General features: G+C 48.1%; 10 protein-coding genes and 3 pseudogenes. 11 read left to right on the top strand and 2 right to left on the bottom strand.

All coding sequences use genetic code 11. The annotated features are described in order from the left end of the window. A pseudogene (locus DXH47_RS12035) lies at positions 1-113 on the top strand (IS30 family transposase); the annotation flags it as partial. A 522-nt stretch (positions 114-635) separates the two neighbouring features. On the opposite strand, the pseudogene DXH47_RS12040 reads toward DXH47_RS12035, so the two are convergent. Beyond that, positions 636-962: pseudogene (locus tag DXH47_RS12040) on the bottom strand (AraC family ligand binding domain-containing protein); the annotation flags it as partial. Between the two features lie 166 nt (positions 963-1,128). Here DXH47_RS12040 and DXH47_RS10940 point away from each other — a divergent pair. From DXH47_RS10940 to DXH47_RS10980, 10 genes and pseudogenes are all read left to right on the top strand, one after another. Then, positions 1,129-2,409 carry an MFS transporter gene (locus DXH47_RS10940; protein ID WP_129033348.1) on the top strand — a complete coding sequence of 427 codons (1,281 nt, stop codon included), beginning with the start codon at positions 1,129-1,131 and terminating at the stop codon, positions 2,407-2,409. Positions 2,410-2,420: 11 nt separating this feature from the next. Continuing rightward, positions 2,421-3,998, top strand: coding sequence for an alpha-L-rhamnosidase-related protein (locus tag DXH47_RS10945; RefSeq protein WP_129033349.1), 1,578 nt, complete (start codon positions 2,421-2,423; stop codon positions 3,996-3,998). A 12-nt stretch (positions 3,999-4,010) separates the two neighbouring features. After that, positions 4,011-5,264 carry an MFS transporter gene (locus DXH47_RS10950; RefSeq protein WP_129033350.1) on the top strand — a complete coding sequence of 418 codons (1,254 nt, stop codon included), beginning with the start codon at positions 4,011-4,013 and terminating at the stop codon, positions 5,262-5,264. 37 nt (positions 5,265-5,301) lie between these two features. Next, a pseudogene (locus tag DXH47_RS10955) lies at positions 5,302-7,262 on the top strand (alpha-L-rhamnosidase-related protein). Between the two features lie 217 nt (positions 7,263-7,479). After that, on the top strand, positions 7,480-7,896 hold the full coding sequence (locus tag DXH47_RS11925; RefSeq protein WP_225423577.1) for a hypothetical protein: 417 nt from the start codon (positions 7,480-7,482) through the stop codon (positions 7,894-7,896). Further along, positions 7,808-7,996 (top strand): GNAT family N-acetyltransferase, encoded by a 189-nt coding sequence (locus DXH47_RS12120; protein ID WP_225423578.1) that lies wholly within the window; start codon positions 7,808-7,810, stop codon positions 7,994-7,996. Before DXH47_RS11925 ends, DXH47_RS12120 begins: the two co-directional genes overlap by 89 nt. A 182-nt stretch (positions 7,997-8,178) precedes the next feature. Beyond that, complete coding sequence (locus DXH47_RS10965) at positions 8,179-8,712, top strand: MerR family transcriptional regulator (protein ID WP_170955019.1); 534 nt, start codon at positions 8,179-8,181, stop codon at positions 8,710-8,712. A 65-nt stretch (positions 8,713-8,777) separates the two neighbouring features. Continuing rightward, positions 8,778-9,458 (top strand): type 1 glutamine amidotransferase domain-containing protein, encoded by a 681-nt coding sequence (locus tag DXH47_RS10970; RefSeq protein WP_129033353.1) that lies wholly within the window; start codon positions 8,778-8,780, stop codon positions 9,456-9,458. Between the two features lie 21 nt (positions 9,459-9,479). Further along, positions 9,480-10,598, top strand: a complete 1,119-nt coding sequence (locus DXH47_RS10975; protein ID WP_129033354.1) for an NADH-dependent flavin oxidoreductase — start codon at positions 9,480-9,482, stop codon at positions 10,596-10,598. A 196-nt stretch (positions 10,599-10,794) separates the two neighbouring features. Continuing rightward, positions 10,795-11,058, top strand: coding sequence for a hypothetical protein (locus DXH47_RS10980; RefSeq protein WP_129033355.1), 264 nt, complete (start codon positions 10,795-10,797; stop codon positions 11,056-11,058). An 87-nt stretch (positions 11,059-11,145) separates the two neighbouring features. Here DXH47_RS10980 and DXH47_RS10985 read toward each other — a convergent pair whose 3' ends face one another. Beyond that, positions 11,146-12,192: an oxidoreductase gene (locus DXH47_RS10985; protein WP_129033356.1), complete on the bottom strand. Its 1,047-nt coding sequence runs from the start codon at positions 12,190-12,192 to the stop codon at positions 11,146-11,148. Between the last annotated feature and the right edge of the window lie 159 nt (positions 12,193-12,351).

Below are 12,351 nucleotides of genomic sequence, written 5' to 3' on the forward strand. Positions count from 1 at the left end.
TTTTGGGTCCTCATGATATCCAAGCAGTTGAGTCAAAGCTAAACAATTTACCGCGCCGGCAAACTGGCTATCAAACACCCAAAGAGCTTTTCTCCGCTGCTTCCGCCGGTTAAGTTAAGGCCATAAAATATGAATATTAATGAAAATACTGATTTAATAGGATTTATCGTGTGGCTAATTTGTTCTTGCAATTTGGGACTTTTTATTTTATTACTTAGGTAGTTTTTATTGTAGCTAAATCGGTGGCTAAGCTCATCTAACGTCACCGAGTCGTAATGTTCATCAATGTAGTGAATGACTTGATAGATGGGATCTACAGTCGTTTTAAGAGTATGAAGATTAGTGAAGAGCGGTTTTGGTAAACAACTGATTGCAGCTTCCATGAGTAGCCCACGTGTAGCATAAGGTTGCGCTTGTGTTAACAGATACAGCATAAGTGTTTCCCACAGTTGTGTGGCTGGAACCTGCTGGCTTAAATCATAAATCAGAAAGTTTTCGTGATTGATTTCGGTCGCTTGTGCTGTGTACAAAAAACGACTGAAATATTTTGCGTTGGAAATTTCGGTGAGAAAGTTGGTGGGAAGCTGGTCAATATCCAATAAGATGTTGACCAGTAAATCATCTTTGCCCATGTAGCCGTAATTTTGAATAATTTCACGATCCATGACCAAGAGATGACCAGCAGTTAGGGTAAAAGATTGACCATCTAAGTGTTGGTGAGAAGTACCGGAGTATTGATAGTTGAGTTCCACAAAGTTATGTGTATGGGATGGCATGTAGGAATATCGATGTTGCTTGGTACTGGCCACAAAGGAGTGTTGAAAGAAAGTGCCTTTGGGGATACGCGGAATAATATTTGGGCCAAAGCGCAGACCCATATCGTTAATGTTTATCCCGTGATTTAGGCGCTGTTGGATTTCGACAACGTCTTCACGATGTAATAGTTCAAATAATTGATTCATTAGCTTAGTCCCCTTAAATAGTAATTGAACAGGCTATTGTTAGTTATATTATAAAAGGATTTTCTGTAGTTTTGCAATAAAAATACGAGTTTTATGATATTGTAAGCGCTGTCAAAACGTCTAATATAATAGATGTAGCGAGTTTAGATAGAAAAGGAGTGTCAACATGGATGATAAAGCATTAGTCTCTCAATATCGACCTTTAGCCGCTGCTGCGGGAATTGGTTCGATCTTGGGATCCGGAATTATTGTTGGGCTGTCGGCCACGATTACCGTCTGGCAAAAGGGATTAGGCCTGACCAATAGTGAAGTCGGGGTTATCTCGGCGGCGTTAACGTTTGCCATTGCGATTGGTGGTTTCTTATCGGGACCGGTCGGCAGAATGTTTGGTTTGATGCGTTCATTCAATTGGATGAACTTGGTTTATGCGTTAGGAGCACTTATTTGCGTTTTTGCACCAAGCTACGTAGTTTTGCTATTAGGGGTCATTGTGACGGGATTAGCGTCAGGCATGGATTTACCTTTGAGTTTAACGGTGATCTCACACGATGCACCGAACGACAAGGTATCCTCTAGCTTAGTTTCCTCGACGCAAGTTTACTGGCAGATTGGGATTTTTATTTCATACATTTGTTCATTTATTGTTTCCAAGATGAGCGGGGCTACGGGTGCCCGAATCGTTTTTGCTATTTTAACCGTTATTGCGCTGATCACTTGGTTATGGCGGACATTCTCAACAAAATTCAAGACCTTTCACGAAAAGGGCAACCAGTACCGGGCGGCTGATGAAAAGACCACGTCTAACGAAGTTAGTGGTGGGTCAGCCATCAAGCTCTTATTCAGTGGGAGCAAGAAGAACCATTACTTGGGGCTGTTCTTAGGTATTTTCATCTTCTATATTTTCTGGAATTTATTAGCGAATACCTTTGGTCAATTCCAGACCTTTACGTTGGTCCAAGCTAACGCCTCTCAAACGTTCGCAACTGGTGCCGGAATTGTCTTAAACTTCGTTGGGTTAGCTGCGGTTATGCTCTTTTCGTCGGTTGCTGCGGGTCCTAAGCGGAATACGTTCTTTATTGTTGGGATGATTATTCAAGCGGCCGCAATGTTTGGCTTAGCTATTTCAAGTCATGATTTATGGCCAATCGTTATCGCCATTGGGTGCTACAACATTGGGAACAATATCGCTGGGGAAGCTATTTATAAGGTTTGGACACAGGAATCCTTCCCAGTTGAATCCCGTGCATCCTTGCAAGGATTTATGAACGGGTTCTCCCGGTTTGCCTGTGGTCTGTTTGCGTTCGTGACGCCAGCCTTAGTCATGCCATCAGTGATTCGCTACACTATGTTTGGTTTCACGGCGTTGATTGCCATTGGCTTTGTTGGCGGGCTAGTCGTCATTGCCCTCCAAAAGAAGTACGGCATTAGTGAAGGCGAAAAAGGATAAGGTGAGATAGAATGGCATTTAAGTTTCAAATTAATAATGACGTGACCTTTAATCACGATACTAAATTGTTAAAGAAGGCGGCACAACTAACACCCAAATTGACCGAAAAGGTCGTCCACCCGGTGATGCTAACCAAGGTTGTTCCGAATAAAAGTAAATTAGACCAAGTTGGTATGGAAAAGGTTGCCGATGTTAGTGATTTGGATCAAATGAAGTTTCAACGGGATGGAAAAGTGGTTTTAGATTTTGGCCGCCATTACGTGGGCAAATTCAAACTTAATATTCGACACGTGGGATCACCTCAAGATGCGCCGTTAGCATTACGCATCAAGTTTGCGGAAGTTCCAGCCGAACTGACGTATGAGTCGGCGGACTATGACGGATGGTTGAGTAAATCCTGGATCCAAGAAGAAGTGTTCCATATTGATCAGCTCCCGGTTGAGTTGACCTTACCACGGCGCTATGCGTTTCGGTACGTGGAATTAACGGTGATTGACACATCACCGAAATGGTCAGCGGTCTTTAGCCAGCCAGAAGTCACGGCGGTCAGTTCCGCCGATGAACGAACTTTGACGCCAATCAAATTGACTGATCCGGATTTGCAAAAAATTTACGATGTCAGTGTTGACACGTTGCATGATTGCATGCAAGAAGTCTTTGAAGACGGCCCCAAGCGTGATCGGCGTTTGTGGCTAGGGGACCTGAGACTTCAGGCGTTGGCCAATTACGCCACGTTTGGAAACAATGATTTGGTAAAGCGTTGCCTGTATCTGTTTGGTGGGATGACGGCCCAAGATGGTCGTATCGTGGCCAACGTCTTTACCAGCGCGGATCCACAACCTGACGATACCTTCTTACTGGATTACAGTTTATTCTTTATCTCAACATTATATGATTATGAGCAGCACACGCATGACCAAACTGCTTTGACGGATCTACTGCCCGTGGCACAAAAACAAATGGATTATGCCTTACAGTACATTGACCAAAACGGGGTCTTCCATGAAGACGAGGATTACCCCGTCTTTGTGGACTGGTCAAATGAATTTGACAAGACCACTTCGGGTGAAGCGATTATCATCTACGTGCTGAAGCAATTTATGACGTTGTTAAAAGAGACACAACAGGAAACACAAAAGTACGCTGCTGTGTTGCAAAAGATGGTGACTTACTCGTTAAATGAACTGTTTGACCCAGCCAAGAACTTATTTGTCAGTGGTGATCAAGCTGAAGTGAACGTCTCTAGTCAAGTTTGGATGACCCTAGCGGATGTGATGCCAGCTAAACAAGCGCATGATGTCATGGCGACTGCCGAAAAAGAACTCTTTCCCATCAAAGGCATTGCGACGCCTTATATGTATCACCACGTAGCGGAATCCTTACTGAAATCCGGTTTAAAGCAGGACGGCATTCGATTGTTGAAGAGCTATTGGGGTAAGATGATCGATCTGGGAGCCGATACTTATTGGGAAGCGTTTGAACCGGAAAATCCAGACTACTCACCGTACGATAATCCCATTGTATCGAGCTATTGCCATGCTTGGGGTTGCACACCGGCTTATCTGATTAAAAAGTACTTATTAAATTAGGAGTTGATCGAAATGGGGACGAGTCCAAAGCAAAAAATGGATAGTAAGACCCTTTCGCTAGTATTTGTCGCTGGGATTGCGTCGTATTTGGATTCCAGTTTGTTGGTCAGTTTAGGGGTGGCTTTACCAATTTGGACGAAAGTCATGCATTTGACGCCGTTACTGACCGGATTTATTTCAACGCTACTGACGCTGATGGTTGCCTTGGGTGCAGTTGTTGGGGGCTGGCTGTCTGACCGCTTTGGTCGGGTTCGAGTCTTCAATCTAGATATTCTTTTTGTGGCCATTGGTGCCACTATCATTGCCTTTGCGGGCAACCTTCCCGTGTTGTTAGTGGGGACGATTATCGCTGGAATTGCGTCGGGGGCTGACTTGCCAACTTCGTTAGCCGTCATTTCTGAACGGACGTCTGACAGCATGTATGGGCGCTCAATTACGATTACCCAAGTCTTTTGGACCGTCGGTATTTTGCTGTCGCAGTTCATTGGGTTCTTAACGTCCGGCATGACTTACGGGTCCGTTCGGTGGATCTTTAGTGTGATTGCGGTCGTTGCCTTTGCTAACTGGTGTGTCCGGGCCTTTTCGACGAAGTTCAAAAACGTTGAAATTAGCTTGCAACAAAAAGAAGCTGGCAATGCTGATGATCAACGGGAACAAAAGAAGCTCAAACTATGGGATGTTTTCAAGAATAAGCAATACTTGAGCGTGCTGATCGTATTGACCCTGTTCTACCTATTCTGGAACTTACCAGCCAACACCTGGGGTTCGTTTGTCAACTACTTTTTGGTAACGGTTTCAGGGCGAACCCAGGCTTTTGCCACGCTGGTCGCGTTGGTGGCCAATCTGTTCAACTTGGCTTCCAATTCAATCTATATTAAAGTGTCTGATACGAAGTACCGTTATCCCGTGATGTACGGTGCGATTATCGTGGGGTCGTTAGCCTTCTTCTGCGCGGGCATTTGGAGTAGCGTTTGGTGGGCCTTCACAGTGGCTTACATCCTTTATTCAGCGACGAATACGCTGTGTGGGGAACCGATTTATAAGATTTGGACCCAGACATTCTATCCGGTCGACGTCCGGGCTTCCATCACCGGTTTTTCTTACGGCTTTGTCCGGTTCTTTACGGCCATCTTCTCACTGTTTACGCCGATGTTGATGGCCTGGTCCGTTCAAAAGTTTCTCTGGATCATTTTCGCTTGTGCGTTGATTTCCGGTGGCTTTGCCGTGGTGATTGTCCGGATGCTTCACCGGCGTGGTTTAGCTTAAAGCATTTTAAAAATAGAATTGAGAAGGGAGTTTTATCATGGGTGTTTATTGGATTTGGTATCCAGGCGATTTCGAAATCCATCAAGGCATGTTACAGAACTTTTCGCGAGAAGAACGGGGGATGCGCTGGCCGGCCTATTGGTACGTGGATGACAATTACTGCAATGTGAAGTTTGAAAGAACTTACACTCTTAAGCAAGCCACCACGTTTACGGTCCACACACGGCAAGCTGGCTACCTGACGATTAATGATAAAAAATATCTAGTCAACCAGCCGATTACCCTGGATGCCGGGAAACAAGAGATTGTGGCATACATTTTTAGTGCCACGGAGCAACCGACCGTCTACATTGAAGGCGAGGTTATTCATTCCGATGCCAGTTGGGTAGCGGATAACTACGTGACGCAGCGAGCCGTTGGCTACAGCAATCTGTTTACGACCCTCGACGATGATCCGAATGTGATCCCATACGAGGAGCATGACGTCCAGCCGAAGACCACGGAGGCGGTGAATGGTGGCCTCTTGATCGACTTTGGGGAAGAGATTAACGCGAAATTGCGGGTTGCAAACCAAACAACACCAATTACGATCTGTTATGGCGAATCGCGGACTGAAGCGCTGGACACGGTAAACTGTTACTATCAGCAAGCTGGAATCACAAGTGAGACTAAGATTCCTAAGCGGGCGTTTCAGTATCTGTTTGTGCCTAATTATCAAGCTGATCATCTGGATATCACGGCCACAACGGTGGGCTTGAAGATGCCTAACCGATCTTCGTTTAAGAGTAATGAGACCTTAATCAACCAGATCTGGGATATGTCAACGCGCACCTTTAAACTTTGTACTGATTTGTTCTATATTGATGGCGTCAAGCGTGACCGCTGGATCTGGGGCGGTGATGCGTATCAGGATGCTTTCATCAACCAATATACCTTCTTCAACGAAGACGTGGATAAGCGGACCATTATCGCCTTGCGCGGACACGATGAGATCAAGCAGCACATCAATACGATTGTTGATTACTCTCTGCTATGGGTCATCAGTATTTATAACCATTATGAAACGACTGGCGATCAGGCCTTTATCCGGATGATCATGCCCCGCATGGAATCGATGATGGACTACTTGTTGGCCCAGACCAATAAGTTAGGTTTTATCTACGGACGTAAGGGCGATTGGATCTTTGTAGATTGGTCGGAAATGGATAAAGATGGCACGATAGCGGCTGAGCAGATGTTTTGCTCCAGGCCTTGAAGGCCATGATGACGGCTAAAGAAGTCATCGGTGAAGATCCTGCTAAGTATCAGGACTGCTTTACCACGCTGAAAGCAAACGTCGTCAAGTACTTTTGGAATGACCAAAAGGGCGCCTTTATTGACAGCTATGAGTCCGGTAAGAATCACGTCACCCGGCACGCCAATATCTTAGCCGTACTGTTCGATTTAGTTGACGCTGACAAGCAACAACAGATCTTAAAGAACGTGTTGCTTAACGACCAGATTACCCAATTGACTACGCCGTACTTTAAGTTCTTTGAACAGGATGCCTTATGCCGCTTGGGGCAATTACCTCAAGTTTTGGCGACCATCAAAGACTACTGGGGAGCCATGGTCAAAAAGGGTGCCACGACGGTTTGGGAAGAGTACGATCCACAGGTTCAGGGGAAAGACCAGTACGCGATGTATGGCGACCCCTTTGGCAAGAGTCTCTGCCATGCCTGGGGAGCCAGTCCTATTTACTTATTGGGTCGTTACTTCTTAGGGCTGCAACCCACTAAAGCCGGGTATGAGACCTTTGAAGTTCAACCACACTTAGATGACTTTACTCAACTTGACTGTAGCTTACCGGTCAAGGGTGGTCAGGTCGACTTCCATTTGGCTGATGGCCAGTTAACCGTCACGAGTACCCGTGATGGCGGCGTGGTCATCGCTGATGGGCAGCGCCTCCCTTTAAAGAAAGGGCAAGCCGTTAAGGTAGACGTTAAATTAACGGTCTAAAGGGTTTAAAGTAAGGCATATTTTGTCAGTTAAATTAGTGAAGGGGAAAGGAGTCTAGTTCGCTGAAGTGGATTCCTTTTCTTTTTCTCTTTTGTGGGAAATCATGATCATAACAGGGAGAGAGCTTCTCATTTGAGTCTTGCCATGAGGTCCAAAGTAAGATATAACAAACAATAGTCAAACTAGACATTGAAAATTGATAACAGGAGGATAACCCATGTTAGATCAAGTCAAAATCTTAACAGCCGCAGATGCTACTACGGCCGGTGACTTCTACCAAGCGGTCTGTGCCCACCAGGCCCAAGACGATTACGGCCCTGAATGGACCTGGGGCGATTACCCGAACCAAGCGGATATCCTGGCAGCTTGCCAGCAGGGCCAATTGCTCGGTGGGTATCAAGAAGGCCGTTTAGCTGCGGCGGGAAAACTCACTCGCGGTGACGACCCAACCTATCATGCGGTCCCGTGGCCGACCGAAGCCACGGACAATCAAGTGGCCGTCTTGCACCTGTACGCGGTTTCGGGGCCAGGGCGTTTCATCAGCGATGCTCCAAGCCATTTTAAAGACGGCCAAGCAGCAGGGCGCGACCGTGGTTCATTTAGATGTGGTCAAAGGCAACGTCCCCGCCGATAAACTGTACGAAAAGAATGGGTTCAAATTGGTCGCCGACATGCCACTAGACTATCCAGACCTCGGTGTGACCCCCGCTAAGTTGTACGAGTGTCAGCTTTAATTCAGTCCGTAACGGGATAATTGACGGCGTAACTCTGACCAGCTATGCTTAAAAGTTAAGGGACATCGCTAATGATGTTCTTAATTCAAAGACAATTAAATTTAGAATTCAATAAAGACGTTCGGGTTATAGCGGGCGTTTTTATTTTTCCATTAAACGAGTTAACGAAAGGATGTGGCAAGATGAGTTATTCCATTGGTGAAGTGGCCACGATGTACCAGGTGACGGTGCCGGCATTACGCTTTTATGAACAAGAGGGACTATTACTGCCGATTGCCCGAGATGCCGCGGGACGGCGGCAATACAGTGCACACGACCTGAAAATTGTGGCCCAAATCGTCAACCTCAAACGAACCAAGATGCCATTAACGGACATCGCAACCTATTTGACCCTGTATCAGGAGGGGGATGCGACCTGGGAAGACCGGCGGGAGGTTTATGACAAACAAGCCGACCGGTTGGCCCAACAGGCCGCACAGTTGGCTGAGACTCAAGTCTACGTGGCTTTCAAACAGTGGTATGCTGACCAATTGGTCACACTGGGGTCAGTCCAAGAAGCCGACTTTCAGGCTCGTTCGGCTGCTGAGTTTGCCACCCATTTAAAAAACACCGGTCAAACTGACCAGTTGACCACCTTCAATCGCCTCCTAGCTAAGTATCCAGACGGATTGTGCGCAGTCAGTCTAAAAGAATTACTAGTCGCTCAAACAAATTGATTGACCTCATCTCGAGATGAGGTGATATCGTAAGTTTTAATCTCAATTAAAGGAGTTCCTGAAGCATGACGAAAAAAGTATTAGTCGTGGTGACTTCCACTAACCGGTTTAGTGACCTTGACCGGGCAACGGGACTATGGTTAAGCGAAAGTGTCCATTTTCACGCGGTGATGGCGGACCACGGTATCGATGTCGATTACGTTAGTTCCCAAGGCGGTTACGTGCCACTTGATCCGGGCAGCCTGGACGGCATGGACGACACAACGTGGGCGTACTATAACGATTCCGCATTTCGAAACCACTATCTGGCGCAATCATTAAAGCCGCAGGACGTCAATCCGCAAGACTATGCAGCTATCTATTTTGCCGGTGGTCACGGCGCTATGTGGGACTTCCCCAACAATCCTGACCTGATGAGCATTGCCGATGCTATTCACGCCAACGGGGGCGTGACAGCCGCTGTATGCCACGGAGTAGTTGGCTTACTGGGCTTACACGAGACCGATGGCCAGGAATTAATTGCGAGTAAGCAAGTCGCTGGCTTCTCCAACGAAGAGGAACAACAAAACCAGTTGACCGATGCTGTGCCGTTTTTGACACAAGACGCGTTGATTAAGGCCGGGGGAAAGTACTCCCAGTCGGCCGCTTACACGCCGCACGTGGTGACGGATGGCCGCTTAGTGACGGGCCAGAACCCACAATCCGCTCGTGGTGTGGGTGAAGCTGTCCTCCAACTTTTGGCTTAAGATGAAAGGAGTTTTTTGATTTTGGCAAAGTTTACAGATGAACTAAAGTTACCATCCGGTGTCACGTTAAAGAACCGTTTGATGATGTCGCCGATGACTACGCGGCAGAGTTTCTTCGATGGTGAAGTGACCACCGACGAAATCAAGTATTACGAACGGCGGGCCCACGGGGTTGGTGCCATCATCACGGGGGCCGCGAACGTGGAACCCTTAGGCAAGGGCTGGCCTGGTGAACTCAGCATCGCTGACGACACGATGGTGCCCCGGTTACATGACCTTGCAAGTGCCATTCAGGGTGCCGGTGCCAAGGCCATCGTACAAATTTTTCATGCTGGCCGGATGACGCATAAAGCCACGTTGGGCGGTGAACAAATCGTTTCGGCCAGTGCCGTGCCGGCCTTACGACCGGATGCGGAAACGCCCCGGGAAATGACCGAAGACGAAATTTTAGCCACCATCGACGCCTTTGGGGCGGCAACGCGGCGGGTCATCGAAGCCGGCTTCGATGGCATCGAACTCCACGGGGCCAACACTTACTTGTTACAACAGTTCTACTCCCCGCACTCCAACCGGCGGACCGACAAGTGGGGCGGTAGTCGAGAGAACCGCTACCGTTTCATCGGTGCGGTCTTAGACAGTGTCTTCGCGGCGGTCAAGCAATACGCCAAGAAGCCATTTATTGTTGGTTACCGGGTCTCACCCGAAGAATTCGAGACCCCAGGGATTCGGTTTGCTGATACCCTAGCCCTCTTGGAAAAATTGGTTCAAACGCCATTGGATTACATCCACATTTCCTTGAACAACTTCGACCGCGTCGCGCGGGCTGAGGATTATCAAGACAAATCCATCTTAGCGTACGTCAACGAGGCCGTTCATGGTCGGGTACCCGTCGTGGGTGTTGGTCAAGTTCGGCAACGCGCAGACGTGGAACAAGTCTTAGCCACTAGCGACCTGGTTGCCGTTGGCGAACAGCTCCTGTATGATCCGGACTGGGCCACCAACCTGTTAGCTGGTAAGGAATCGGCCGGTGACTTGACCACTGCTTCGTTTGAGACCCTATTCAACCGCGAGCAAGATCAATTTGCTTTGCCATTGCGGACTTTCTTGGGCGAACGTTACCAATCCACCCCTAATATTTAGCGTTTGAACGGTCTCACCATTGTGGCGGGGCCTTCTCGTTAAGATAAACTTAAATCGGGAGCTGATGAGTTCGGTAAGGCTGGTATTTTGGGCTAAATTGGCGTAAACTTTCTTCACTAAGGAGGTCTTTGGCAGGTGCCAGAGACCGGAAAGTGGGCCGGTATAACCGACCGTCGCGGTGGAAAGGAAGTTAACCATGCCACTAGTCCTATTAGAAATGACGACCAGTGCCAAGTTGGCGATTGCCATTGGACTGATTGTTTTTATCATCTTGCTCTTTAAATTGATTGTGGGGTTCATCAAGTTTTGTTTTCGCCACCCCTTCATCTTTATCCTGCTGTTGCTCTGTGGGGGCCTGGGGTTGGCGTTTAACGTCCTGCTCGGTGGGGTCATTATCTTGGCCGTGTTGGTCGGGGGCGTCGCGTTTTGGGTCTTGGACGGCTTCGATGGGTTGAACTAAACTTTGAATAACGTTAAACAGGACCACCTTGTTCGTTTCGAAGGTGGTCCTGTTTTTTTGACTACTATTTAATTGGGTAGTGGTGCGTCAATGTTCTGCCATCCCGCGATAGTATGAGTGGTTAAACGTATCGCGTTCGAGTTGATGATCGTGTAACGCAATGTCGGCAGTCGCGACCCAGTTCGGGTTCCGCAACAAGGCGCGCCCCTCCACGATTAAGTCGGCTTGCCGGTTCTGCAAGATGTACTCGGCTAAACCGGGATTGTCGAGCAAACCGACCGTGGCGACTGGAATGTCAACGGCTTGTTTCAACGCCGTAGCGAAGCGGGTCTGGTAGCCGTCGTGGACTGGGAAGTCCGGTTTCTTAGGGAACAGGCCCCCGGTCGAGGCGTCAATCAAATCGACGTCATCGCGTTGTAGCCACTGGGCGACTCGTTGCCACTCGGACAGGCTGGTCTGTTGTCCGGCCGGCATGTAGTCGGTCAACGACAATCGGACCCAGAGTGAGCCGTGGAATTCGCGGCGAATGGCGTCCACGACTTCGTGGAGTAAGCGGTAGCGGTCCTGTAACGAACCGCTATACGGGTCATGGCGTTGGTTGAGTGCCGGGGAAAGAAATTGGTCGATGAGGTAGCCGTGCGCACCGTGAATCTCGATAACGTCGACACCGGCCTTGGTCGCGCGTTTCGCCGCCGCTTGAAACTCATCGACAATGGTGTGAATCTCGTCGACGGTCAACGGGTGTGGCTGTTTATAGCTGTCGTCATAACGTTGGTCGCTGGGACCAACTGGTGTCTTAGCGTCGGCGGCTTTGCGGCCCGCGTGGTTCAATTGCACGCCGGCCTTAGCCCCCAACTGGTGTAGTTGGGTGATTAGGTCGTGTAAACGGTCGGCCTGTTGGTCGTTCCAGAGGCCCAGGTCGTTGTTAGTGATACGGCCTTCGGGGGTCACCGCCGTTGATTCGGTGATGATCAAGCCGACCTGACCCATCGCCCGAGTGAGATAGTGGGCAAAGTGGAATGGGGTTAACAGCCCATCTTCGGCTTGAACGGCATACTGGCACATGGGAGACATCACGACGCGATTCTTTAATGAGAGTTTAGCAATCTGAACGGGACTCAGTAATTTCGACATCTAATCTTCCTTTCCGAAAACACTCCTGAGAACTTGTTTAAAAGAGAGTGTAAAATATTTTGTGTAAATGAGTATTGAAAAAGGGAAGACCTTCCCCGTATGATTATAAGCGTCTAAACCAAATCAACGGAGGTCTTCCCCTATGAATCAGTTTAACAA

This window comes from Levilactobacillus suantsaii, assembly GCF_004115745.1.
In the GTDB taxonomy this organism is placed as follows: domain Bacteria; phylum Bacillota; class Bacilli; order Lactobacillales; family Lactobacillaceae; genus Levilactobacillus; species Levilactobacillus suantsaii.

Coding starts and splice junctions, on each gene's coding strand:
- DXH47_RS10940 (WP_129033348.1), top strand. CDS start 1,129: ATGGATGATAAAGCATTAGTCTCTCAATATCGACCTTTAGCCGCTGCT.
- DXH47_RS10945 (WP_129033349.1), top strand. CDS start 2,421: ATGGCATTTAAGTTTCAAATTAATAATGACGTGACCTTTAATCACGAT.
- DXH47_RS10950 (WP_129033350.1), top strand. CDS start 4,011: ATGGGGACGAGTCCAAAGCAAAAAATGGATAGTAAGACCCTTTCGCTA.
- DXH47_RS11925 (WP_225423577.1), top strand. CDS start 7,480: ATGTTAGATCAAGTCAAAATCTTAACAGCCGCAGATGCTACTACGGCC.
- DXH47_RS12120 (WP_225423578.1), top strand. CDS start 7,808: ATGCTCCAAGCCATTTTAAAGACGGCCAAGCAGCAGGGCGCGACCGTG.
- DXH47_RS10965 (WP_170955019.1), top strand. CDS start 8,179: ATGAGTTATTCCATTGGTGAAGTGGCCACGATGTACCAGGTGACGGTG.
- DXH47_RS10970 (WP_129033353.1), top strand. CDS start 8,778: ATGACGAAAAAAGTATTAGTCGTGGTGACTTCCACTAACCGGTTTAGT.
- DXH47_RS10980 (WP_129033355.1), top strand. CDS start 10,795: ATGCCACTAGTCCTATTAGAAATGACGACCAGTGCCAAGTTGGCGATT.
- DXH47_RS10985 (WP_129033356.1), bottom strand. CDS start 12,192: ATGTCGAAATTACTGAGTCCCGTTCAGATTGCTAAACTCTCATTAAAG.